This is a genomic window from Chachezhania sediminis, from assembly GCF_009765275.1.
GTDB lineage: Bacteria > Pseudomonadota > Alphaproteobacteria > Rhodobacterales > Rhodobacteraceae > Chachezhania > Chachezhania sediminis.
On sequence record NZ_VOPH01000007.1, the window covers coordinates 196,585 to 220,481 of the forward strand.

A 23,897-nucleotide genomic window follows, 5' to 3' on the forward strand; every position below is an offset into this window, starting at 1 on the left:
TGGGAACCTTGCGGCCTTTACCCTGTAACTTCCCGGCCGGATCCGTTTGACAGTCCATAATGAGTAACGCACATTAATCGTCAAGAGAGTGGCCCTCATCACGTCTGGGCCGCGAGGATTAGGAGACGCAGATGGAAGAGATCATCCTGGCCGGAGGCGTACGCACGCCCTTCGGCGACTTCGGCAAGAGCCTCCGCGATGTGCCGCTGCAAGATCTGGGCGTTCATGCGGTGAAGGCCTCGCTGGCGCGGGCCGGCATCGCGGGCGAAAAGGTCGACAGCCTGAACTTCGGCAACGTGACGCCGGTGGACAAAGAGGCGGCCATCGTCAGCCGGGTGATCGCCGTGAAGGCGGGGCTGCCGGTCGAATCGAACGCCATGGGGGTCAACCGCGGCTGCGCGTCGGGGCTGCAATCCATCGTGTCTTCGGCGCAGGACATCCGGACCGGCGGCGCGCGGATCAGCGTCGCGGCGGGGGGCGAGAACTTCAGCCGTATTCCTTATGTCGCCCGTGGCATGCGCTGGGGCAACACCAAGGGCCATGTCACGCTGGAGGACGGGGCAGACGTGATCTATCGCTGCGGCTTTTCCGGAGAGCTGATGGGCGAGACGGCCGAGAACGTGGCGGACCGCTTCGGCTATACCCGCGAAGAGATGGACGAATGGGGCCTGATGAGCCAGCAGCGCGCGCAGGCGGCCATCGAAAGCGGGTTCCTGGCGCAGCAGATCGAACCGATCGAGGTGCCGGAGGGGCGGGGCACCCGCATGCTGGAACAGGACGAATTCCCCCGCTTCGGCATCACGGCGGAAAAGTTGGCCGCGCTGCGTCCGGTCTTCCGGCGCGAGGGCGGGCGGGTGACTCCCGGCAGTTCCAGTGGCGTGACGGACGGGGCTGCGGCCATCGTCGTGGCCTCGCGCAGTGCCGCCGAAGAGGCAGGCATCGCCCCCGACGCCCGGCTTCTGGGCTGGACCGTGGTGGGCGTCCCGCCAGAGATCATGGGCATCGGCCCGGTGCCGGCAACGCAGAAGCTGCTGGAACGGTTCGGCCTGTCCGTCGACGACATCGACTATTTCGAGATCAACGAGGCCTTTGCCCCGGTGAACCTGCATGCCGAACGCGAACTGGGCATCCCGCGCGAGAAGACGAACCTTTACGGCGGCGGCATTTCTCTTGGCCATCCGCCGGGGGCGACGGGGCTGCGGATGACGATGACGGCCATCGACCACCTGAAGAAGACCGGCGGGCGCTATGCCGTGATCACCATGTGCATCGGCGGCGGTCAGGGCATGGCCGGGCTGATCGAGAACATTCATAGTTGAGGAACGCTCAATAAACGAGAATAGTCGGATCAGGCCCTGAATCCCCGGAAAGCCGGGACGCATCGACAGGAATGCAGCCGGGGCCCGATCCCAGGGAGGAACCTTAATGTACCTTACTCAGTCTCTGCGGCGCATGGCCCAGATCGCACCCGACCGCCTTGCCACCGTGGACGGCACCGACCGCCGCACATGGGCCCAGGTGACAGACCGAACCGCCCGGCTGGCCGGCGGTCTGGCCGGTCTTGGCGTGGGGCAGGGGGATCGCGTGGCGATCCTTGCCCTGAACTCGGCCCGCTACATGGAGGCCTATTTCGCCATTCCGTGGATCGGTGCCGCGGTGGTGCCCTTTAACACCCGCTGGACGCTGGAAGAACTGTCCTATGGCCTGAACGATGCGCGCCCCGATGTGCTGATGGTCGACGCGCAGTTCCTGCCGATGCTGCCGGACCTGCGCCGCCGCTATCCGGGCCTGCGCCATGTGATCTTCCTGAATTCGTCGCGGGCGCCCGATCCCGGGTTGCCGGCCGATGTGCTGGACTACGAAGACCTGGTGGCGCGGAGCCGCCCGGCGCCTGTCCTTCCCGTGCCGGGCGAGACCATGGCGGCCATCTGTTACACCGGGGGCACGACCGGCCTGTCCAAGGGCGTGATGCTGTCGCACCTGGCGATCTGGGCCAGCTCGGTGGCGCTGTCGACCGACTATGCCGACCTGGCGTCCGAGGGGACGATCTTCCTGCATGCCATGCCACTGTTTCACAGCGGCGGGTCGGGGGTGCTGTTTGCCACGACCATCGCGGGCGGTATCCACATCTTCCATCCGGGTTTCGATCCGAAGGCGATCCTGCAAACGATCCAGGACGAGAAGGTGACCCATACCCAGCTGGTGCCGACCATGGTGCGCATGGTGCTGGACCAGCCGGACTTCGACAGCTTCGACGTGTCGACCCTGAAGACGCTGATCTATGGCGCGGCGCCGATGACCCAGGCGCAGATTTCCGAGACGGCGGCGAAGCTGCCCCATGTCGGGCTGCAGCAGGGTTACGGCCAGACAGAGATGGCGCCCTATATCTCCAGCCTGCTGCCGCGGCACCACAAGGACCCGACGAAGCTGCGGTCCGCCGGGGTGGCCGGGCTGTGCACGGACATCATCGTGGCCGATGACGCGCAGCGGGAACTGCCGCGCGGCGAAGTGGGCGAGGTGCTGGTGCGCGGTCCCCAGATGATGCTGGGGTACTGGGAAAAACCGGAAGAAACGGCCAAGGCGATGGTCGGCGGCTGGATCAGGACGGGCGATGCGGGCTTTATGGACGAAGACGGCTTCGTGTTCCTGATCGACCGGCTGAAGGACATGATCGTGACCGGGGGCGAAAACGTCTATTCCACCGAGGTCGAGAATGCCGTCGCACTTCATCCGGCGGTGGCCAGTTGCGTGGTGATCGGCGTGCCCAGCGACAAGTGGGGCGAACAGGTCCATGCCATCGTCATCGCGCGCAAGGACCATGCCGCCACGCCGGACGAGATCATCGTGCATTGCCGGCAGCACATCTCGGGCTACAAGGTGCCGCGGTCGGTGGAGTTCCGGACCGATCCGTTCCCGGTGTCCGGCGCGGGCAAGATCCTGAAGCGCGAGATCCGGAAACTGTACTGGGAAGGGCGCGAGACGAGCCTCGCCTGACCCGACGGGAGACCAGCCATGATTGCCACAGAAACACGCGGCGCCGTCCGCGTGCTGAGCCTTGACGTGCCGGGAAAGAAGAACGCGATCTCTCGCGCGGTCTGCGGTGCGCTGCTGGAGGCTTTGGACAGTGCCGCCGCGGATCCGGGCGTGGGAGCGGTCGTGATCACGGGTGCTGGCGGGACCTTCTGCGCCGGTGGCGATTTCGACGACATGGGCGGCAAGGACCTGACCGGCTGGCGGGACCATTTCGACCACATCGCGCGGCTGCCCCGGCGGCTGGCGGGGTTCCCGAAACCGGTCGTGGCGGCGGTCGAAGGCTGGGCGGTCGGCGCCGGGCTGGGCCTGGCCTGCCTTTGCGACCTGATCGTTGCGGCAGGCGACGCCCGGCTGGCCTATGGTTTCGACCGGGTCGGCGTCCTGCCCGACCTGGCCCTGATCCACACCCTGCCCCTGCGGGTCGGCCCCGTGCGCGCGCGCCAGATCATGATCTGGGGGGAAGGTTTCGATGCCGCCGCAGCGCAGGCGATCGGCCTTGCCGACCGGGTGGCACCCGCGGACGGTGCCCTGGACATGGCCGTGGATCTGGCGGGACAGGCGGCCGCGACGGCGCCGCTGCCGGTCAGCTACCTGAAGGACTACCTGGCCCATGGCATCGACCGGGCGCTGGGGTTCGAAAGGGACTGCGCGGCGGTCCTTTTCACCACGGACGATCATCGGGAAGGCGTTCAGGCCTTCCGGGAACGGCGGGTCCCGGCCTTCACGGGACGCTGAGCGAAAGGAATAACCATGTTCAGGACCGATCTTCTGGCGGGCAAACGCATCCTCGTCACCGGGGGCGGCACCGGGCTGGGCCGCAGTATGGCCGAACGGTTTTCCACGCTGGGCGCCGATGTGGTGATTGCCGGCCGCCGGCAGGAGAAACTGGACACCGCCGCGGCCGAGATTGCGGCCGTCAGCGGCCGCCCGGTCACACCGATCCGGCTGGACATCCGCGAACCCGATATGGTGGAGGAGGTGATGGACCGGATCTGGCAGGACGGTCCGCTATCGGTCCTGGTCAACAACGCCGCCGGCAACTTCATCGCCCAGTCCGAACGCCTGTCCCACCGCGCCTTCGACAGCGTTGCGTCGATCGTGCTGCATGGCACCGCCTATTGCTCGCTGGCTGCCGGTCGGCGCTGGATCGAGGCCGGGGACCCGGGCACGATCCTGTCCATCGTCACCTCGGCCGCATGGACCGGCCAGCCCTTCACCGCGCCCTCGGCCGCGGCCAAGGGTGGCGTGCTGGCGCTGATGCGGTCGCTGGCCGTCGAATGGGGGCCGAAGCGCATCCGCACGGCCGCAATCGCGCCGGGCTATTTCCATACCGCAGGGGCCTGGGACCGGATGTATCCGTCGGGGGCCCTGTCCGAACCCCTGCACGAAGAAATCCCGGCGCGGCGGATGGGTGATCATTCCGAACTGGCGAACCTCGCCAGCTATCTCGTCGCGGACGAGGCCAGCTATATCACCGGGGAATGCGTGGTGATCGATGGCGGGCGCTGGATCGGCGGCACCAATGGCCACGCGATCCGGCCGCTGTTCGACTGGGACAATGCCCGCTGGGACGAGGCAAGGGACGAGATGCGCGGCGCCCGTTAGGGCCCCGTTAAGGCCCGGTCAGGCCCATTCCATCACGCCGCCAATGATCACGGGCAGGTTCCGTTCCAGCGCTGTTGTCCGATAGGAGACCAGCCCGGCCTCTTCCCAGATCTCGGTCCGGAGCGTCTCGCCCGGGAAGACGGGCGCAGAAAAGCGGGCGCGGAGGCTTTTCATCCGGGACGGGTCCCATCCGCAGGCAGCCTCCAGCAGTGCGCGGCCGGCGATAGCATAGGTACAAAGCCCGTGCAGGATCGGCATCGGAAAGCCCGCGGCGGCGGCGACGTCCGGGTCGGCATGCAGCGGGTTGTCGTCGCCGTTCAGCCGGTACAGCAACGCGGCCCGGGGCAGGGTCGGCAGGTCCAGAACGTGATCCGGGGCGCGTTCCGGGGGATGATGCACCTCGCGCCCCCGCCCGGCCGGACCGCCGAAGCCGCCGTCCGCGCGGTTGAAGGCGGTGGCATAAACCGATGCGACATGCGTGCCCCCGGCATCGAACAGGTCGTTGCATGTGGTCAGGATCGACCCTTTTCCGGCGCCCCGGTCGATCAGGCTGTCGACCCGCATGCGCCCGGTGATCCGCCCCATCGCGGCCAGCGGCCTGTGCCAGACGATCTCCTGCTCGCCATGGAGCGACTGCTGCCAGTCGATCCCGGTCCCCGGATCCCGGATCCAGAAGCCCTGTCCCGCCAGCACCGCCGCCATGGTCGGCAGGGCCAGCATGTTGTCCTCGTAGACGAAGCGCAGCTGGTCGCGGGCCATCGGGTCGGCGCCCAGCCCCACCGACAGCGCATAAAGCGCCGTGTCCTGCCAGCGATAGTCCTGCACGACCTCCGGGAAAGCCCAGTCGATCAGTTGCCTGTAGTTGATGGTCATGCCCGGATTCCCCTTTCGCCCAGAACCTTCCAGATGCCGTTGCAGGTCGCGACCACCCGGTCGCCGACGCGGCATTCGCCCCGCATGAACATCAGCGACCCCGTGGCGCGGACGACTTCTGTCACCGCCTCCACGAATTCCCCGGTTTCGGCGCCAGAAATGAACTGGCAGTCGAAGGACACGGTGAACAGCACCCGCCCCGGCCGCGCCAGCATCGCCGTCGATCCCAGCGCGTCGTCGCAGAAGGTCATGATCATCCCGCCATGGGCGCGACCTTGCGAATTGTCGTGATGCGGGCCAACGCGGAAGCCGAAGCGGTGCCGGTCCCCGTCCGCCTTACGCCAGACCGGGCCGACATGGCTGGAAAAGGCCGCATGGGTCTCGTTCCGGATCCAGCCTCGGGCTTCGAGGTCCTGGTGGTCGATGTCGTCTCTCATACCGACGGGGTCTCCGGGCCTAGGAATTGCATAAACTCGATGACGGTCCCGTCCGGGTCTTCGCAGCAGAAGACCCGGATCAGCGACCCGCCAAGCGCCGTGTCGACCGGCGCGGAATAGCTGTCGTACCCTGCCGCCTGAAGCCGCGCGTGAACGGCCAGCGCGTCGCGTGTCGCAAGGCAGATCCGCGCCATGCCGGGTTGCGCCAGCGTGCGCCTGGGCGGCGCCTCTTCCTGCGGGACACGCCATTCGATCAGGTCCAGCCGCATCGCCCGCGGATCGTCCGACAGGGTCAGCAGCGCTGCCCGGCCGTCGCAGTCGGCGGGCAGGTTCAGGACGGGGCCCAGGCCGATTTCGCCGAAGGTCCGGCGCGGCGGCGGGGCGTCCTCGAAATCCAGCAGGACGCGGAAGCCCACGGTTTCATAGAAGGCCAGCGAGCGGTCGAAGTCCGAACAGTTCACGTTGATGTGGAAAAAGCGCTCCACGTCGCCGAAGGAAGTCATGCGCGCCCCTCAGTTCACGAGCCCGCCGGCCACGTGCAGCACCTGGCCGCTGACGTAGTCGGAATCGGGCGAACAGAAGAAAAGGGCCCCGGCCGCCGCTTCCTCGGGCGTGCCGATGCGGCCCAGCGGGATCATGCGTTCGGTGGCTTCGCGGAAGCCCTCGCTGATGCCGATGGGGACGTCCCGGCCGTCGAATTGCAGGGGCGGGGCGTTGCCCTCGACCACCCGGTTCAGGCGGGTGTCGATCAGCCCGAAGGCCACGGCGTTCACATTGACCTTGTAACGCCCCCAGTCCTTGCACAGCGTCTGCGTCATGCCGACCAGACCCGCCTTGGCCGCGGAATAGGCGAACTGCCCCGCGACGCCCCCGGTCCCGGCGAGGGAGGAGATGTTGACCACCTTCCGCAGCACCTCGCGCCCCTCGGCGCGTTCGGTGTCGGCGAAGGCACGGATCGGGCCGATGGCAGCCCGCAGCAGCCGGAACGGCGCCATCATGTGGAGCGCCACCATCGTCTCCATCTGCTGGTCCGTGGTCGTGGCGCAGGTCCCGTACCAAGTATAGCCGGCATTGTTGACGATGATGTCCAGCGCGCCGAATTCGGCCAACGCAAGGGCCACGAAGTCTTCGGCAAAGCCGTCTTCCACCACGCTGCCGGGCTGCGTCACCACTCGCGCGCCGGTGTCGACGGCCGCGGCTGCCACCTCCTCCAGCGGGTCGGTGTCGAGGTCGTTCAGCACCAGTTGCGCGCCCTCGGCCGCCAGCCTCAGCGCCAGCGCCCGCCCGATGCCACGACCTGCGCCGGTCACCAGTGCTGTCTTGCCGTCCAGCCGTCCCACGGGCTCCTCCCTGCGAAAATCCGTTAGTGAGTTGTCATCATTTGAATGGGATACGCAGGGTCGGGTCAACGATCGGAATCTCTTCCGAAGATCCGGAATGCGTTCTCTTCATTCGTGGAAACTGGCTTGCTGCGGTCGTCCCGCGGAAGTGAGCGATGCCTCCTAAGCCGGAACCTTCGCGACGTGCCGTGCGATCTCGGCCCGGGCGAGCGCTTCGCGGTGAACCTCGTCCGGGCCGTCGCCGATCCGCAGGAAACGGGTCTCGGCGAAGGCCTCGGCCAGGAACAGGTCCTGCGACAGGCCGGCGCCGCCATGTACCTGGATCGCCCGGTCCAGGATCGTCCCGACGATCGAGGGCACGGCGATCTTGGCCACCGCGATTTCGTTGCGTGCAGCCTTGTTGCCGTGGCGATCCATCGCCCAGGCGGCCTTCAGCGTCACCAGCCGTGCCTGTTCCAGCTCGCAACGCGACTGGCCGATGACCTGCCGGATCCCGCCCATGTCGGACAGCCGGCTGCCGAAGGCGGTCCGCGACGCAGCCCGTTGGCACAGGATCTGCAGCGCCCGTTCCGCCAGACCGATGAAGCGCATGCAGTGATGGATCCGGCCCGGCCCCAGCCGGCCCTGCGCGATCTCGAACCCGCGGCCTTCGCCCAGCAGCATGTTTTCTGTCGGCACGCGCACCGCGTCGAAGGTGATTTCGGCATGACCCAGCGGCGGGTGGGCATAGCCATAGACGGTCAGTGGCCGTTCGATGGTGACCCCGGGGGCGTCCATCGGCACAAGGATCATCGACTGGGCGCGGTGCTTCGGCGCGGAAGGATCGGACTTGCCCATCACGATAGCCACGCGGCACTGGTCCGACATCGCGCCCGTCGTCCACCACTTGCGGCCCGTCACCACGTAGTGGTCGCCATCCCGGCGGATCTCGGTCTCGATATTCGTCGCATCGCTCGACGCCACGCCGGGTTCGGTCATGGCGAAACAGGACCGGATTTCCGCCGTCAGCAACGGCGCAAGCCAGGTCTTCTTCTGCGCCTCGGTGCCATAGGCGGCCAGGATCTCCATGTTGCCGACATCCGGCGCGTTGCAGTTGAAGACCGAAGGCGCGGCCAGCGACCGGCCCAGCACCTCGCACAGATGGGTGTAGTCATAGTTCGACAGTCCCGCCCCTTCTGGCCCATGGTTCCAGAACAGGTTCCAGAGCCCCTGGGCCCGCGCCTTGGCCTGCAATTTCGCCAGCAGGGGAACGGGCGACCACAAGCCGGGACCCGCAGGCCCTTCCAGCAGGGCGCGTTCGTTGGGATAGATCTCGGCCTCCATGAAGGCTTCCAGCCGATCCTTCAGCGCGCGGGTCCGTTCCGGCATCTCGTCGAACATGTCATTCCCCCTCAGGTCTTCTCGGCCCCGCCTCGGGCGATCTCGGCAAAGAGCGGCTTTTTCACCTGCCGCATCTCGATCTCTGCATCGTCATGCATGTGCCGGCGCAGGACGGCCCGGGCCGCGTCCGGGCCGGGCGTGTCGGGTCCGAAGACCTGCCGGACAAGGGCGCTGATGATGCTGTCCAGCCGGTCCCGTTCGGCCAGCAGGTCTTCGGCCGATGCCGGCGGCACGGGATCGGGCAGTGCGGGCAGGTCCATCAACCCATGCACCGTGTCGATGCACGCCCGCCGCCGGGCGATGGCATCCTGCAATGGCGCATGCCTCCATTCCAGATGCGCGCCGATATTGTTCAGCAGGTCGACGACGCCGATAGCCTGCCCCCTGGCATAGGGATTGTCGACATGGGCGATCACCTCGGTCCGGAGCGTCGCGATGATCCCGGCCACCAGCCTGTCCAGCGAATTGTTCATGACGCCCGCTCCACCGCCGCTTCAAGCTGCAGCAGAAGCCGAGGGATCTGCGCGCCCATCCCGGCCATACGGGTGTCGTTGAAGCCGCGCGCTTCATAGCAATGGGCGGCGCCCAGATGCATGACGGCCAGCTTGAAGGTCCCGAACGCCTCCCACCAGGCCAGGGCCTTCGGGTCGACATGGTATCCGGTCAGGGCTTCGTAGCGGTCCGCCAGGTCCTCTCTGGTCAGCAGATGGCACATATGGGGCGACCGGCCGCGCCAGGCCTGCAGGCAGATCCAGCCCAGGTCCTCCATCGGGTCGCCGGGATGGACCAGTTCCCAGTCGAGGATCGCCGTGATCCGCCCGTCGCGTTCCAGGAAGTTGCCGATCCGGAAGTCGCCATGAACCAGCGAAATCCGCTGCGCCACAGGCGCCGTCGACCGGAACCACGCGATGGCCCAGTCGAGCATCGGGAAGCGCCGCGCCGACCATTCGCCCATGCGGTTTTCCCAGGCGTCGATTTGGGCCACAGCCGTCCGGGTCGCGTCGCGCGTTCCGTCCAGTGCCCCCGCCTCCGACGCCTGCCAGTCGAATTCGTGCAGCGCGGCCAGGGCCTGCAGGAACTGGTCGGCCAGGATCTCTCGCTCAGGCTCGGCAAAGGCAGGGCCCCCGTCGGCGGTCCAGGGGATCGGTGCCTGGCCCTGAACAAGGTCGACGACCAGGAAGGGCGCGCCGAACGGACCCGGGCCCTCGTCCCACAGGTGGACGACCGGGACCGGGATGCCATGGCCGGCCAGGCTGCGCAGGACCAGCGCCTCGGGTGTTGCGCGATAGGGGGCGAAGACGCCATTGGCCGGACCGATCCGAAGGACCAGCGCCCTGCCGGCGGCGGCAAAGCCGTAGGTGATCCAGGAAAAGCCCACCGTGAAGCGACGCAGATGGGTCACGGCAACGGGGTACCCGGCGCGATCCGTCAGGACCCGCTCCAGCGCCGTCCGGACGGCGGCCGTGTCATAGGGGTCGACGGCGCGGTCGGGCGGATGGTGGACGGTCATCGAGGCCTTCCCTTCGAAATGCGGAACGGAGTCCGTGATGAGTGGATCTCATCACGGATCTTTCTGGCATCCGTGTTGCGATGGGACAACGCCGGCGCAGTCCTGAAGGGGTTGCGGCACAGACTTTCCAGAGACGTGGAAGCGTCTCCGCATTTGATCGGGGACCGTTCAGATAGAACAGTGAGCGACCCTCAACAGGTCAGGTCCTGGCCTGCAGCGCGCTGATCGCGCTTTCCAGGCGGTCGACGACCGACGCGATGGAGGCTTCGGCCTCCGGCGCCTTCAGCCCATTCCACACAAGGGCCACCACGCTGTCGGCCAACTGTTCCGGGGCAAAGTCGCCTTCGTGCCGCAGGAAGGCCCAGGTTCGGTGTTCGATTGACCCGAAGACGATGTCGCGGACCAGGGTCGGCTCTACCCCGGGCCGGATCTCGCCCGAGGCCATACCGTCGCGGATCACGGCCGTGACGCGGGCGGTATAGGTCCGGTTCAGGTCGAACAGCTTGGTCTGACGATAGTCGGGATCGGGGCGCAGGTGCTGGAACACCAGCCGCGACAGGTCGGGTTCGTTGTGGATCGACAGAAGGTGCCGGTGGATGATGAAGCGCAACCGGTTCTCGACGCCCGAAATCGACTGCAGCGTGGTCTCGTCCGACAGGATCATCTCCTCGAACCAGTCCTCGGCCATGCGGAACATCAGGTCGCGCTTGTTGCGGAAATAGCGATAGATGCTGCCTTCGACGATGCCTGCACGTTCCGCGATCTCGGACATGATCGTGTCCTGATAGCCGCGTTCGGCAAAGACCTCGCGCGCGGCTTTCAGGATGTCGGCCGTCCGTTTTTCTGGCGAAAGCCGGCTGACACGCCGTTTCGAGGCCATGGATGCGCTGCTCCGCTTGTAACCGGCCAAAAGAACCAGCTTTGCCGGGGCAATGCAAGGCAGGCTGCGGTCACGCCTCCAACCCGAGGCGCCAGCGCAACTGGGGCAGTCGGTCGACCCCGAAGAAGGGTTCGCCGTCCAGAAGGTAGAAGGGCACGCCCACCGCACCATCCGCCAGCGCCGCGTCAATGGAGGTGCGCAGCCCGGCCTTTGTCGCGTCGCTTTGCATCGCGGTACGCGCGGCCTCCGCGTCGTACCCGGCTGCAAGGGCCACATCGACCAGGACCTCCGGGTCGGTGATGTTCAGCCCCTCGCCGAAGCGCGCCGCGAAAAGGCGGCGGCCAAGCTCGGCACCCGTCGCGATGTCGCCACCGGTCAGCCCCAGCCACATCCGAAGCGCAAGATGCGCCGAGATCGCCAGCGGCTCCCGCGGGGCATAGGGCAGTCCGTGGAATGCGGCCGTTCGCGGCATGTCCCGCGCCATGTAGGCCTGCCGGGCGGGCCGCTCCAGCGGCGGCATGATGCCTTGCGCCTTGAGGATCGCCCAGACCATGGCCGGGCGAAGCTCCAGCGTGCATCCCGCTTCCTCCGCCAGTGCCACGGTCGCGTCGAAGGCGGCATAGGCATAGGGCGAAGCGAAGTCGAAGCAGAAGACCAGGCGGGCCATCAGAAGCGGAAGACGCCATAGCCCGGATCGGGCAGGGGCGCGTTCAGCGATGCCGAAATCGCCAGCGCCAGCGCGTTCCGCGTGTCCACCGGATCGATGATCCCGTCGTCCCACAGCTGCGAGGTGGCGTAATAGGCGGACAGCTGATCCTCGTACGCGCGGCGGGTGTCCTTCCACAGGGCCTCGATCTCGGCCGCATCGACGGTGTGGCCGTTGCGGCGCATCTGGTTGGCCTTCACCTCGGCCAGCGTGTTGGCGGCCTGATCGCCACCCATGACGCCGATCTGGTGGTTGGGCCAGGTGAACAGGAAGCGCCCGTCGAAAGCCCGTCCGCACATGCCATAATTCCCGGCCCCGAAGGACCCGTTGCACATCACGGTGAACTTCGGAACGTGGGAACAGGACTGCGCCATGATCATCTTGGCCCCGTCCTTGGTGATCCCCCGCCGTTCGTATTCCCGCCCGATCATGTAGCCGGTGATGTTCTGCAAAAAGACCAACGGCGTGTTGTTCTGATTGCAAAGCTCGATGAAATGCGCCCCCTTCAAGCTGCTTTCGTTGAACAGCACGCCGTTATTGGCCAGGATCCCGACCTTGTAGCCCCAGATGTTCGCGTACCCGCAGACCAGCGTCGTGCCATAGGCCGGCTGGTATTCGTGAAAGCGCGACCCGTCGACCAGCCGCGCGATCACCTCGCGCATGTCGAAGCTTTTCTTGATGTCGTCGGGCAGGATTCCATAAAGCTCGGCCGGGTCATAGGCCGGGTCTTCGGGCGTCTCCTGCTGGCAGGCCCATTTCGCCGGCCGGTCCCATTGCGCCACGATCTCGCGCCCGATGCGGATCGCGTCGGCCTCGTCCCGCGCCGGGTAATCGCAGGTCCCGGACACCGAGGTATGCATGTCCGCGCCGCCCAGCTCCTCGACCGACACGGTCTCGCCGGTGGCGGCCTTGACCAGCGGCGGGCCGCCCAGGAAGACGGCGCCGGTGCCGCGCACGATGACGGAATAGTCCGACAGGCCGGGGATATAGGCGCCGCCCGCGGTGCAGTGGCCGAAGACCAGCGACAGCTGCTTGATGCGCTTCTTCGACAGGATCGACTGGTTGCGGAAGATCCGCCCCGCTGCGTACTTGTCGGGAAAGACTTCGGACTGCAGCTGCAGGAACCCGCCGGCGCTGTCGCACAGATGAATGACCGGCAGGTGGTTCTCCATCGCGATGTCCAGCGCGCGGACGATCTTCTTGACCGTCAGCGGATACCACGCGCCGCCCTTGACCGACGGATCGTCGGCGCGGATCAGTACCTCGCGCCCCGACACGGTACCGATGCCCACAATGGAACTGGCCGAGGGCGCCTCGCCGTCATAGTCGCGGTTGGCGGCCAGCGAGGACAGTTCCAGGAACGGCGTGCCGGGATCCAGCAGCATCTCGATCCGCTTCCGGGGCGGCATCTTGCCCTGCTTTTCCAGCCGGTCCATGTCGCGCTGCGGGCGCAGGTGGCGCGCGGCTTCCTGTTTGGCGCGGAACTCGGCCACCACGCGGCGGTTATGGGCCATGTTCGCCCGGAAGTCGGCCGCGCCGGTGTTAATCTTGGATTGCAGTCTACGCATCGGCGTCGGTTCCTTCCCGGGCTTCGAGGCTGACCAGAAGCTGGTCCTTGTCGAAGGTCTGCCCTTCGGTCACGTGCACTTCGGCCACCACCCCGTCGCGGGGCGCGCCCAGAACGGTCTGAAGCTTCATGCTTTCCATCGTGACCAGCGCGGCCCCCCGGTCGACGATGGCACCGGCGGCGACATGGATTTCCACCACGGCACCCGGCATCGGCGCACGGATCTCGGCTTCGGCCGCGTCGTCGGGGCCTTCGCCCTCGACCAGCAGCGTCGCGTGATGGGTTCGCCCGGCGATCCGCAGGGACTGACCTTCCGTGCCATCCGCGCGGGCCACGGTGACGGACTGCCCCGCGACGGTCAGGTCGATCAGGCCGTCACCGTCCGGGCCTGCGTCCTCGACCACATGGGTGCGGCCGTCGACGGACAGGACCAGGTGCGGGCGGCGCTGCAGGATGTCGACCTGCCGCTCCACGCCGTCAAGAAGGATGCGAAAGCTCATATCTCAGTTCCTCCAGTACCCGATGGCGGCCTGCAGGGGCGGCACGTCGAAGATCATCCGGCGAAAGTCGCGGAAGCCCAGGGCGGCCGCGATCAGCGCGCGGTCGGTGGCGGCGTCGTCCATCGGTGGCGGCAGCAAGGCTTCGGCCTGTTCCTGGAGGAAGCCGGTGTGGATGTCGGCCGCGCGGAAGGCCGCGTTGTCCAGAACCCGCGCCAGATAGTCGACATTGGTGGTGACACCCAGGATCGACAGTTCCCCCAGGGCACCGATGGCCCGGTCGATGGCCTGCGCCCGGTCGGCGCCGTGGACGACCAGCTTGGCCAGCATCGGGTCGAAATCCGCCGTCACCCGCTGCCCCTGATCCAGCGCATGTTCGAAACGAAGCCAGGGCGCTTCGGGGACGTGCAGGAAATCGATGCGGCCGGTTTCGGGGCGGAAGTCCTGATCTGCATTCTCGGCACAGATCCGGCATTCGATGGAATGACCGTTGCGGCCGATCTCGCCTTGCGGACAGGGCAGACCGCGCCCGGCGGCCACGTCGATCTGGGCCTTCACAAGGTCGATGCCGGTGATCATCTCGGTCACCGGGTGTTCGACCTGAAGCCGCGTGTTCATCTCAAGGAAGAAGAAGCGCCCGTCCTGCCCAAGGATGAATTCCACCGTCCCGGCATTGCGGTATTTCGCGGCCTCGGCCAGCCGCACTGCGCTGGCGCAGATCTCGGCCGCGACGTCGGGCGACAGGTTCGACGACGGTGCCTCTTCCACGATCTTCTGGAACCGCCGCTGCACCGAACATTCCCGTTCGTGCAGGTGCAGCACCCGGCCCTGACCGTCGCCCAGTACCTGCACCTCGATATGGCGGGGACGTTCGACGTAAAGTTCGGCATATACCCGTCCGTCGCCGAAATACCGCTTCGCCTCGCTGGCCGCCAGCCGCGCGGCGTCACGGAGCGATGACGCTTCGCGCACGATGCTCATCCCCTTGCCGCCGCCCCCGGCCGAGGCCTTGATCAGCAGCGGGAACCCGATCTGCGCCGCCGCCTCGGCGAAGGCGTCCAAATCGTCGGTCGGCAGGACGGATGGCGCCACGGGCACGCCATGGGCTTCGGCGAAGGTGCGGGCGGAAATCTTGTCGCCCATCAGCGCGATGGTGTCGGCGTCGGGGCCGATGAAGACCAGACCGGCCTCGGCCACCGCCCGGGCAAAGCCCGCGTTTTCCGACACGAAGCCATAGCCCGGGTGGATCGCCTGTGCGCCCGTGGTACTTGCCACAGCGATCAGCTGCGGGATGTCCAGATGGGCGGCGACGGGCGTGTCTCCGGTGATCTCGACGGCCTCGTCGGCCTCGCGCACATGGCGGGCACTGGCCTCGACCGCGTGGTGCACGGCGATGGAGGTCAGGCCCATCTCGCGGATGGCACGGATCACGCGGCAGGCGATCTCGCCCCGGTTGGCGACAAGGATGCGGGTGAAGGGATAGTCTTTCATGCCGGTACGGCCTCCTCGGCATAGGCGGACAGGGGGCCGCCGGGGGCGATCCAGTCCGCGGGCACCTCGACGGGCAGGTCCAGGAGCACCTGCGCCAGTGCCTTGCCCTGCGGGTCATGGCGCAGCGAAGCGACGCCGCCGCCGCCAAGCGCCCGGTCCATCAGGAAGTTGAAGCCCTGCAGCCCGGGCCATTCATATCGGGTTACGCTTCCCTTGACGAAATGCCCGAACCACTGGGCCACGGCCGCTTCGGTGACCGACCGCCGGATCCACGGCAGATAGGCCGGATCGCGGGCCAGCACACCGATATTGGCCTTGTCCCCCTTGTCGCCACTGCGCCCATGGGCCAGCGCGATCAGCGGAACGCGGGCCAGCGAACCTTTCGGCACGGCCGTTTCGCCCGTGGGGACCGTCGCGGCTTCCGTGTCCTGCCCTTTTGGATGTGGCACCGCGATTGTCCGGCCTTCGAGGTCGACGGTCACGGGCACAAGGTCCCGGTCCACAAGGCAGGAAAACAGCCGGATGACAGGTTGCGGGGCAGGGCGCCCGCCGGCGAAACCGGTGATGCCCTGCGCCATGGAGCAGGCGGCGGGATAGATCTCGCCCGCGAAGATGTTCAGCGCCTTGGCGTCGTCATGCCGGACCGCCAGCTTCAGCACCACCTCGCGCGCGGAGTGGGTCATAGGATCCGCGCCATAGCTGGCATCGGCGCCCAACACCTCGACCATGGTTTCGGAAAACGGTTCGATGTTGCGCTCCGCCAGCAGCCGGCCAGCGCGTTTCAGGATCGCCTCGCCCGTGGCCTGCGCCTTGGCGGCGGCGCTGCGGCCGGCGATCATCATCGTCACCGCAGACCGGAACCCATCCGGGTAGGTCGCGCTGACCTTCAGGCTTTTGCCGGGTGCGCGCCCCTTCGCGCCAGCGACGCGGACCACGTCCGACCCGGCTTGGCTCAGGGAAATCCCGCTCCAGTCACAGGTCACGTCGGGCAGAAGGTAGCTGGCGGGATCGCCGACCTCGTAGCAGACCTGTTCGGCCACGGTCCGGGGCGAGACCAGTCCCCCGGTCCCGGGCACCTTGGTCAGGTCGAAGCTGCCGTCCTCGCGGCAGATCGCGATGGGAAAGCCTGTATCGTCCCAGCCCGGCACGTCCTGCCAGTCGGTGAAGATCCCACCCGTGACCTGAGGCCCGCATTCCAGCAGATGCCCCGCCAGGCTGCCGCCCGACAGCCGGTCGAAGTCGCTCGGCCCCCAGCCGAATTCGTGGATCAGGGGACCCAGCACAGTGGCGCTGTCCACCACGCGGCCGGTCAGGACCACGTCCGCCCCTTCGTCCAGCGCCTTCGCGATCGCGCCGGCCCCCAGATAGGCGTTCATCGAGCTGATCCGCTCCGGCATCGCGGCGCCGGAAAACATCTCGGTCACGCCATCGGCGCGCAGCCGGTCGGCCAGGGCCGAGATGTCGTCGCCTTCGACAATCGCCACCTTCAGCGCCACGCCGGCCTGGGCAAAGACGGCCTCCAGCGCGGTCCGGCAGGCCGCGGTGTTCAGCCCGCCCGCATTGGTGACGACCTTGATGCCCTTGTCGGCGATCTGGCGCGCCAGCGGTGCCATCACGCGGGTCACGAAATCGGGGGCATAGCCCTGACCGGGATCCTTGGCCTTCATCCGGGCCAGGATCGACATGGTGATCTCGGCCAGATAGTCCATCACCAGGTAATCGACATCCCCCCGTTCGACGATCTGGCGTGCGCCTTCCGGGCTGTCGCCCCAGAAGCCGCCGCCGCCTCCGATGCGGATCTCGCGCCCCATGGTCAGCGCCCCGTCCATTCGGGCGCGCGCTTTTCGACGAAGGCGCGGAATCCTTCGCGGGCATCTTCCGTCCGGGCCATGTTGGCCAACATGAAGGGCGCGTATTCCAGGGCCGCGTCAAAGCTCATCTCGCGGATCTTCGACAGCGCCTGCAGGCCAAGCCGGACGCCGGTGGGCGATTTTGAGATGATCCGCTCCACCAGCCAGTCGGTCTTCGCGTCCAGATCCGCGACCGGCACGGCATAGTTCACCAGCCCGTGGGGCAGACCTTCGGCTGCGGTGATGGGCTCTCCGGTCAGGCACATCTCCATCAGCAGGCGGTTGGGCGTGTTGCGCATCAGGAAGGGCAGGATCATCATGGGGAAGATCCCGATCTTCACTTCGGTCACGCCGATCAGTGCGTCTTCGCGCGCGACCACCAGATCGCAGCCGCAGACCAGCCCGAAACCGCCGGCCAGCGCATGCCCGTTCAGCCGTGCGATGATCGGCACCCTGGCGTCATTCATCGCCCGGAAAAGGTCCGCGACATAGTTAACCGGGTGCGCCTCATCAAGCTTGAAGGGCGTGCCTTCGGCGTTCGGCTGCAGGTCGCCCCCGGCGCAGAAGGCGCGGTCGCCGGCGCCGGTCAGAACCAGCGCGCGGATGTCGGGATCGGCTTCGGCACGGGAAATCGCAGCGATGATGCCCTCGGCGACCTGCGCGTTCAGCGCATTGCGCCGCTCTTCCCGCGTGATCGTGGCCGTCAGCACGGCCCCGTCCTGCCGGATGTTCACGGTATCGTTCATCGCGCTCCTCCTGATGCCCGCACTCGTTCGCGGGCCGCTTTCCAATATTAATGATCGCAACTCAGTAAGGATGTCAATACGGCCATCAAGGGCCTCCGTCAGGCCTAGCGTTATTTTCCATACGCGGAACTTTTCTCTTGAGTGGCGAACGCATCAAGGCGATGCTGACAAATGAAACCACCTCATTATTCTGCGGATGCAAAATGAGCCTGGTTCAGGAGGAGACCCCGAAGATGACCGCGAACTATCCCGAAACCTTCGAGCTGGACGCCGAGCAGAGAGAGATTCTGAATCAGGCGGACCGCTTTGGCCGGAACGAGCTTTTTCCGCTGGCGCAGCGCATGGATGACGAGGAGTGGTGGCCCGACACGGCCTTTCCCGCCATTGGCGATGCAGGCTTCTTCGGCGCCACGATTCCGGAAGAGTTCGGCGGGGCAGGGATGGACCTGATCTCCGCCGGGCTGGTGCTGCAGGGCTTTTCGCGGTGGAATCACGCGATGGCGCTGTCGGTCGTGGCGCATGACAACCTGTGCGCCAACAACATCTATCGCAACGGCAGCGACGCGCAGCGCGCGAAATACCTGCCGGACCTGTGTTCGGGGCGGAAGATCGGCGCGCTTGGCCTGACCGAACCCGGCGCCGGGTCGGATGCGCTGGGGTCGATGCGGACCGTGGCGAAGAAGGACGGCGACCACTACGTGCTGAACGGCGCCAAGATCTACATCACCAACGGGCCGGTCGCCGACATCGTGCTGGTCTATGCCAAGACCGATCCCGAAAATGGCGCGCAGGGCATTTCCGCCTTCATCGTGCCGACCGACACGCCCGGCTTCAAGGTGGCGCAGAAGCTGGTGAAGATGGGTTATCGCGGCAGCCAGACCGCCGAACTGGTGTTCGAGGACTGTCGCGTCCCGGCCGAAAACCTGGTGGGCGCCGAAAACAAGGGCGTCGGCATCGTGATGAGCGGACTGGACCTGGAACGGGCCATGATATCCCCCATCTGCCTGGGGATCGCGGAACGGGCGTTCGACCTGTCGCTGGACTATGCTCAGACCCGCAGGCAATTCGGCAAGCCCATCGCCAGTTTCCAGATGGTCCAGTCGATGCTGGCCGAGATGTATGTTCTGCTGGAGACGATGCGCACCTTCACCTATCGCGTGCTGGCGGCGGGCGCGAAGGTCGAAATCGGTGCCGGCGGACGTGGCGACATCCACAAGCTGACCGCGGCCTCTGTCATGTACGCGGCACAGACCGTGAACAAGATCCTGGACCTTGGCGTCCAGATCCACGGCGGCACCGGCTATATCTGGGAGTCCGAGATCAACCGGTTGTTCCGGTCGACCAAGCTGCTGGAGATCGGTGCCGGTACGACCGAGGTGCGCAAGATGATCATCGCGGGCGAGCTTCTGAAGGATATGCCCCGTGGCTGAGCCGGAACGTTTCGGCCTGACCGATGCCCAGTTGAAGGACATGCCCAGCAGCTTTGCCGCGGATGCGCTGGCGGGGCAGGTGGCCGTGATCTCGGGCGGGGCCGGGGGGATCGGCCGGGCCACCGCCTGGCAGTTCGCCCGGATGGGCGCGCGGATCGTGATCACCGGGCGGAAGGCCGAGAAGATCGACGGGATCGTCGCCGCGCTGACGGAGGCCGGGCATGACGCGCGGGGAGAGGTCGTGGACATCCGCGACCGCGCGTCCGTCGATGCGTTCTGGGACCGGGTGTGGCTTCAGGGCCCGGTCGACATCCTGATCAACAGCGCGGGCGGGCAGTTCCCGCAGGCGGCCATCGACTTCACGCCGAAAGGCTGGGATGCGGTCATCAACACGAACCTGAACGGCACCTGGCACATGATGCAGGCCGCGGCGCTGAAATGGCGCGCGGCCGGGCGGGGCGGGTCGATTGCCAATATCGTTGTGGTCACGACCGGGGGCCTTCATGGCGTGGCCCATACCATCGCCGCGCGGTCGGGGGTCGTGGGCCTGACAAAGGCCGTAGCCGTTGAATGGGCGCCGCTGGGGATCCGCGCGAACTGCGTGGCCCCCGGCGCGATCGAGACCGACGGCTGGAACGTCTACACCCCCGAAGCGCGCAATGCCTATCCGAAAAGCAACCCGATGATGCGGGTCGGCACCGCCTGGGACGTGGCCGAGGCCTGCGCCTATCTCTCCGCCCTTTCGGGCCGGTTCGTGACCGGGGAAGTCCTGACCGTCGACGGCGGTAGCCAGCACTGGGGCGAGACATGGACAATCCCGAAACCATCCTATTTCCAGACATGAGGGCCGGCACATGGACCTGACGCAAGGCGCCCGCTACCGGACCGAGGCGCGGACCATAACCGAGACCGATATCGTCGGTTTCGCGGGGCTTTCGGGGGATTTCACGCCGATCCACACGGATGCGGAATTCGCCCGCACCACGCCCTACGGCGAACGTACCGCGCATGGGCCGCTGGTCCTGTCGGTGGTCATCGGGCTGGCCACGCGGCTGGGGATCTTCGGCGAACGGGTGATCGGGCTGCGCAATATCGGCTGGGATTTCTCGGGCGGGGTGCGGATCGGCGACACGATCCATGGCGAGGTCGAGATCGCCGGGATCCGCCCGTCGTCCAAGCCCGGGCGCGCGGTCGGCACCTTCGCCTTCCGCGTGCTGAACCAGCGGGAGGAGACGGTGCAGACCGGCCAGATGATCGTCGTCCTGAAGGACGGCTGACATCCGGGCCTTGGCCGGGCCGCCTATCGGCCCGGCAGTTCCGCTTTCAGCTGCGCCTCGATTTCGTGCCGGACGATCTTGCCGGTCGTGCTGCGGGGCAGGGCATCATAGTCGACGAACCGCACCTCGCGCGGGCGCTTGTAGCCGGCCAGGTGCGCGCGGCACAGGGTTTCGACCCCGGCCGCATCCAGCGTGTCGTCCTGACGCGCGATGAAGGCCACCGGGATTTCGCCCCATTGAGGATCGGCCTTCCGGACCACGACGGCATCGCGGACGCGCGGGTCGGCCAGCAGGACGCGTTCCACTTCGGCGGGATAGATGTTCTCGCCCCCCGACTTGATCATGTATTTGGCCCGGTCGACGAAATCATAGCTGCCGTCCGGATTGCGCCGGAACATGTCGCCCATCCGGAACCGCCCGTCAGCGAAGTCCTTCGCGTTGGCGTCTGCAGCGTTCCAGTAGCCGCTGAAGATCGTGGGCCCGCGGACCGACATCTCTCCGGGATCGCCGTCGGAGACGGGCTGGCCGTCCGTGTCCACGAGGTTGATGGTCACTAGCGAACTTGGCCTTTTCGAAAGGTTGCCATGCAGCAGGTCGTCGGGTGACATCAGCCGACCGGAACAGGGCGGCAGCCCCGTTTCGGTCGACCCGAAACTGTTGAGATAGGGCGCCCCGGTCAGCCGCGCCAGATCGGCCGCAACCGCGCGGGGGACAAGGTCGATCATGGCGCCTATTGCCCGGATCCCTGCGACCTGCGTGCCTTCGGCCTTCAGGATCGCCACAACCGGCTCGATCGACCCGGGCATGAGCAGCAGCCAGCCCAGCCGGTGCGTACCCATGATGTCGACGATCCGCCGGGGGTCCAGCCCGTCGATGACATGGACCGTGCCGCCGAACATCAGCGTCGCCAGCACCTGATCGGTCGAACCCATATGGAACATCGGCGCCCAGGCGATGAAACCATCCGAAGGCCCCACAGTGAAGTCTGTGCGATATACGCACATTCGTGCGATTTCCGCACGATGGCTGATCAGCGCCCCCTTGGGCAGGCCAGTCGTGCCGCTGGTGTAGAGGATCACCAGACCGTCCTCCGGATCGACGTCCGGCAGGTCCGTGGCGGGGACGGGCAGGTCGTTCAGGTCCCGGTCGATGACCAGCGCGGGCAGGTTCAGCCCGGTGGCCTTCCACGCCTCTTCGTGACGGGCCGAGACCAGGACCAGCCCGGGCGTCACCATGTCGATGCAGTGGCGCAGCTCCTCGCGGTTCAGCCGCCAGTTCTGGCAGGCTACGATCAGTCCAAGCGCGGCGGCGGCCAGCTGGATCTCGACGAAGGCGCGGCGGTTCTCGGACAAAAGCGCGATCCGGTCGCCGCGGACCAGCCCGCGGGCACGGAACAGCGCCGCCAGCCGCAGGGCGCGCCGTTCCAGTTCGGCATAGCCGACCGTGCCATCGGCGTCCGACAGCGCCACCGCATCGGGTGCCGCGCGCACCTGCGCATGGAACAGGTCGAAGACACTGGCCATTCCGGCCCTGGCTGTCGGTACGTTTGCCATCGCGATCTCCCCCATGTCACCCAAGCCCGTTGACCGCCGCCTCAAGCCGCGTTGCCAGCGCCTCCAGCCGGTCGATCGGCAGGTCCTCTGCTGCTTCCTCCGGACGGGCGCACAGCCCGTGCAGGACCAGGTCGACGATGGCATCGGCGGTGGCATCGGGATCTATCGTCCCTTCGCTGCGCAGATAGGCCCAGCTTCGATGCTCGACCCCGCCATAGATGAAGTCGCGTACCATGGTCAGGTCCAGGTCCTGTCGAACCCGCCCGGCGGCCATCGCTTCCTGCACGATCTCCAGCGTCCGCAACGTGTAAAGCCGGTTCAGGCGGAACACGGCCGTATCGCGATAGTCCGGCGCGCTGCGGACATGATCGAACATCAGGCGACACATCTCCGGGTCGTCGTGGATCGTCTTCAGGTGCCGCCAGATCATGTAGCGCAACCGGTTCCGCGTCCCCGCGATGCACGAAAGCTGGCGGGCATAGTCGGCCAGCATGTCCTCGTACCATTGTTCGACGACCTTGGTCAGCAGGTCGTGCTTGTGGGTGAAAAAGCGGTAGATGCTGCCCTCGACGACATTGGCGCGCCGCGCGATGCTGGCCATCGACGCCCCTTCAAAGCCCGAGATGCGGAATTCCTCGCTGGCGGCGGCCATGATGTCGGCGATGCGTTCCTCGCGCGGGCGGCGGGTGGCCGGGGCTTGCGGGCGCGTCATCGCGGGGCCTTCACGGCAAAGGCGGGCGGGCGTTTTTCGACGAAGGCCGTCATTCCTTCCCGCGATTCCGCAGTCGAGAAGGTCTCGAAGACTGCATCCAGCGCGATGGCGTCGGCCTCTTCGGGCGATGCGGTTTCGGTGCGATAGGCCGCGCGCTTGGTGGCGGCGACGGCGCGGGGCCCGCAGACCAGGAAGCGTTCGGCAAAGGTCAGCGCCGCGGGCAGAAGTGCGTCGGGCGCGTGGACGGCGCCGACAAGGCCCATGGCCAGCGCGGCCTCGGCCGTGATCGAATCGCCCGACAGAAGCAGGTCCAGCGCCGCCGGCCGGCCGACCAGCCGCTGCAGTTGCTGAACGCCATTCCCTCCGGCGGCAAGGCCCAGCCGGACTTCGGGCTGGCCGATGCGGGCCGACGCGCTCATCAGGCGGAAGTCGCAGGCGATGGCCAGTTCCATCCCGCCGCCCAGGGCATGGCCGTTGATCGCCGCGATGACCGGGCAGGGGATCCTGCGGAGCAGTCCGAAGACGTCCAGCACCCGGCGGACATACACGTCGCGTACGCCGCCCGGATTGGCGGTCATCGGGCTTTCTGGGTCCGTGAAATAGGTCAGTTGCGCCCCGCCACAGAAGGCGCGGCCCCGTCCGGTGACAATCACGGCGCGCGGTTCGGCGCGGATCATGGCGCGGAAGGCCGCCTCCATCGCGTCCATCATCTCCCACGTGAGCGTGTTCATCGTGGCGTCCCGGGCCAGCACCAGCCGGGCGATGCCGGGCGCCGGCCAGTTGGTCAGGATGGCGTCTTCCTGCGTGTCGGTCATTCCTGAACCTCCCTCACTCCGCGTCGAAAAACCGTTGACAGCCCCCGGGGGTGCCCCTGTAATGAAGATAGTTCATTAAAGATGATCCAGACGCAAGAGGGTAACTCCGCGAAACGGATCGCTGAGCGCAAGCGGAGGGGATATTGCTAGTGATAAAAGGTAAGAACCTCGGTCTTATCAGGCTGGGTCAGGCTT

General features: G+C 66.8%; 24 protein-coding genes. 7 read left to right on the forward strand and 17 right to left on the reverse strand.

Features of this window, described 5'->3' with window-relative positions:
* The first annotated feature begins 131 nt into the window (after positions 1–131).
* From FQK05_RS19370 to FQK05_RS19385, 4 genes are all read left to right on the forward strand, one after another.
* Positions 132–1,319: a thiolase family protein gene (locus tag FQK05_RS19370; RefSeq protein ID WP_158969964.1), complete on the forward strand. Its 1,188-nt coding sequence runs from the start codon at positions 132–134 to the stop codon at positions 1,317–1,319.
* A 106-nt stretch (positions 1,320–1,425) separates the two neighbouring features.
* Complete coding sequence (locus FQK05_RS19375) at positions 1,426–2,994, forward strand: long-chain-fatty-acid--CoA ligase (RefSeq protein ID WP_158969966.1); 1,569 nt, start codon at positions 1,426–1,428, stop codon at positions 2,992–2,994.
* An 18-nt stretch (positions 2,995–3,012) separates the two neighbouring features.
* Positions 3,013–3,768: an enoyl-CoA hydratase/isomerase family protein gene (locus FQK05_RS19380; protein WP_158969968.1), complete on the forward strand. Its 756-nt coding sequence runs from the start codon at positions 3,013–3,015 to the stop codon at positions 3,766–3,768.
* A 15-nt stretch (positions 3,769–3,783) separates the two neighbouring features.
* Entirely contained in the window at positions 3,784–4,638 is an 855-nt protein-coding gene (locus tag FQK05_RS19385; RefSeq protein ID WP_158969970.1) for an SDR family oxidoreductase, read from the forward strand.
* A gap of 18 nt (positions 4,639–4,656) precedes the next feature.
* Here FQK05_RS19385 and FQK05_RS19390 read toward each other — a convergent pair whose 3' ends face one another.
* The 14 genes from FQK05_RS19390 to FQK05_RS19455 all read right to left on the reverse strand — a co-directional run bounded on the left by FQK05_RS19390 (position 4,657) and on the right by FQK05_RS19455 (position 17,915).
* Positions 4,657–5,511 (reverse strand): MaoC family dehydratase, encoded by an 855-nt coding sequence (locus FQK05_RS19390; RefSeq protein ID WP_158969972.1) that lies wholly within the window; start codon positions 5,509–5,511, stop codon positions 4,657–4,659.
* Complete coding sequence (locus tag FQK05_RS19395) at positions 5,508–5,948, reverse strand: PaaI family thioesterase (RefSeq protein ID WP_158969974.1); 441 nt, start codon at positions 5,946–5,948, stop codon at positions 5,508–5,510. The genes FQK05_RS19390 and FQK05_RS19395 overlap by 4 nt, the downstream gene beginning before the upstream one ends.
* A complete protein-coding gene (locus FQK05_RS19400; RefSeq protein ID WP_158969976.1) occupies positions 5,945–6,451 on the reverse strand; it encodes a VOC family protein in 507 nt (168 codons plus the stop codon). The genes FQK05_RS19395 and FQK05_RS19400 overlap by 4 nt, the downstream gene beginning before the upstream one ends.
* A gap of 9 nt (positions 6,452–6,460) precedes the next feature.
* Positions 6,461–7,288: an SDR family NAD(P)-dependent oxidoreductase gene (locus FQK05_RS19405; protein ID WP_158969978.1), complete on the reverse strand. Its 828-nt coding sequence runs from the start codon at positions 7,286–7,288 to the stop codon at positions 6,461–6,463.
* A gap of 162 nt (positions 7,289–7,450) precedes the next feature.
* Positions 7,451–8,668 carry an acyl-CoA dehydrogenase family protein gene (locus tag FQK05_RS19410; protein ID WP_158969980.1) on the reverse strand — a complete coding sequence of 406 codons (1,218 nt, stop codon included), beginning with the start codon at positions 8,666–8,668 and terminating at the stop codon, positions 7,451–7,453.
* An 11-nt stretch (positions 8,669–8,679) separates the two neighbouring features.
* Positions 8,680–9,141 carry a hypothetical protein gene (locus tag FQK05_RS19415; protein ID WP_158969981.1) on the reverse strand — a complete coding sequence of 154 codons (462 nt, stop codon included), beginning with the start codon at positions 9,139–9,141 and terminating at the stop codon, positions 8,680–8,682.
* On the reverse strand, positions 9,138–10,178 hold the full coding sequence (locus FQK05_RS19420; RefSeq protein ID WP_158969982.1) for a phosphotransferase family protein: 1,041 nt from the start codon (positions 10,176–10,178) through the stop codon (positions 9,138–9,140). Before FQK05_RS19420 ends, FQK05_RS19415 begins: the two co-directional genes overlap by 4 nt.
* A 199-nt stretch (positions 10,179–10,377) precedes the next feature.
* Positions 10,378–11,058, reverse strand: a complete 681-nt coding sequence (locus tag FQK05_RS19425; RefSeq protein WP_158969983.1) for a TetR/AcrR family transcriptional regulator — start codon at positions 11,056–11,058, stop codon at positions 10,378–10,380.
* 70 nt (positions 11,059–11,128) lie between these two features.
* Positions 11,129–11,725 (reverse strand): 2-hydroxychromene-2-carboxylate isomerase, encoded by a 597-nt coding sequence (locus tag FQK05_RS19430; protein ID WP_158969984.1) that lies wholly within the window; start codon positions 11,723–11,725, stop codon positions 11,129–11,131.
* Positions 11,725–13,332 carry an acyl-CoA carboxylase subunit beta gene (locus tag FQK05_RS19435; RefSeq protein ID WP_158969985.1) on the reverse strand — a complete coding sequence of 536 codons (1,608 nt, stop codon included), beginning with the start codon at positions 13,330–13,332 and terminating at the stop codon, positions 11,725–11,727. Before FQK05_RS19435 ends, FQK05_RS19430 begins: the two co-directional genes overlap by 1 nt.
* Complete coding sequence (locus FQK05_RS19440) at positions 13,325–13,831, reverse strand: biotin/lipoyl-containing protein (RefSeq protein ID WP_158969986.1); 507 nt, start codon at positions 13,829–13,831, stop codon at positions 13,325–13,327. The genes FQK05_RS19435 and FQK05_RS19440 overlap by 8 nt, the downstream gene beginning before the upstream one ends.
* Positions 13,832–13,834: 3 nt before the next feature.
* Positions 13,835–15,319, reverse strand: coding sequence for an acetyl-CoA carboxylase biotin carboxylase subunit (locus tag FQK05_RS19445; protein WP_158969987.1), 1,485 nt, complete (start codon positions 15,317–15,319; stop codon positions 13,835–13,837).
* Positions 15,316–17,148: an acyclic terpene utilization AtuA family protein gene (locus tag FQK05_RS19450; RefSeq protein WP_233270580.1), complete on the reverse strand. Its 1,833-nt coding sequence runs from the start codon at positions 17,146–17,148 to the stop codon at positions 15,316–15,318. The genes FQK05_RS19445 and FQK05_RS19450 overlap by 4 nt, the downstream gene beginning before the upstream one ends.
* Positions 17,133–17,915, reverse strand: coding sequence for an enoyl-CoA hydratase-related protein (locus FQK05_RS19455; RefSeq protein WP_158969988.1), 783 nt, complete (start codon positions 17,913–17,915; stop codon positions 17,133–17,135). Before FQK05_RS19455 ends, FQK05_RS19450 begins: the two co-directional genes overlap by 16 nt.
* Positions 17,916–18,118: 203 nt before the next feature.
* Between FQK05_RS19455 and FQK05_RS19460 the strand changes: the two genes are divergently transcribed.
* Genes FQK05_RS19460 through FQK05_RS19470 form a run of 3 tightly spaced genes read left to right on the forward strand, consistent with a single transcriptional unit; the run spans position 18,119 to position 20,622 of the window.
* Complete coding sequence (locus FQK05_RS19460; RefSeq protein WP_233270581.1) at positions 18,119–19,345, forward strand: acyl-CoA dehydrogenase family protein; 1,227 nt, start codon at positions 18,119–18,121, stop codon at positions 19,343–19,345.
* Positions 19,338–20,189, forward strand: coding sequence for an SDR family NAD(P)-dependent oxidoreductase (locus tag FQK05_RS19465; RefSeq protein ID WP_233270582.1), 852 nt, complete (start codon positions 19,338–19,340; stop codon positions 20,187–20,189). Before FQK05_RS19460 ends, FQK05_RS19465 begins: the two co-directional genes overlap by 8 nt.
* A gap of 10 nt (positions 20,190–20,199) precedes the next feature.
* Positions 20,200–20,622 (forward strand): MaoC/PaaZ C-terminal domain-containing protein, encoded by a 423-nt coding sequence (locus FQK05_RS19470; RefSeq protein ID WP_158969989.1) that lies wholly within the window; start codon positions 20,200–20,202, stop codon positions 20,620–20,622.
* 23 nt (positions 20,623–20,645) lie between these two features.
* On the opposite strand, the gene FQK05_RS19475 is transcribed toward FQK05_RS19470, so the two are convergent.
* Genes FQK05_RS19475 through FQK05_RS19485 form a run of 3 tightly spaced genes read right to left on the reverse strand, consistent with a single transcriptional unit; the run spans position 20,646 to position 23,702 of the window.
* Entirely contained in the window at positions 20,646–22,175 is a 1,530-nt protein-coding gene (locus tag FQK05_RS19475; protein ID WP_233270583.1) for a class I adenylate-forming enzyme family protein, read from the reverse strand.
* A gap of 16 nt (positions 22,176–22,191) precedes the next feature.
* Positions 22,192–22,887, reverse strand: a complete 696-nt coding sequence (locus FQK05_RS19480; RefSeq protein WP_158969990.1) for a TetR/AcrR family transcriptional regulator — start codon at positions 22,885–22,887, stop codon at positions 22,192–22,194.
* Positions 22,884–23,702, reverse strand: coding sequence for an enoyl-CoA hydratase/isomerase family protein (locus FQK05_RS19485; RefSeq protein ID WP_158969991.1), 819 nt, complete (start codon positions 23,700–23,702; stop codon positions 22,884–22,886). Before FQK05_RS19485 ends, FQK05_RS19480 begins: the two co-directional genes overlap by 4 nt.
* Between the last annotated feature and the right edge of the window lie 195 nt (positions 23,703–23,897).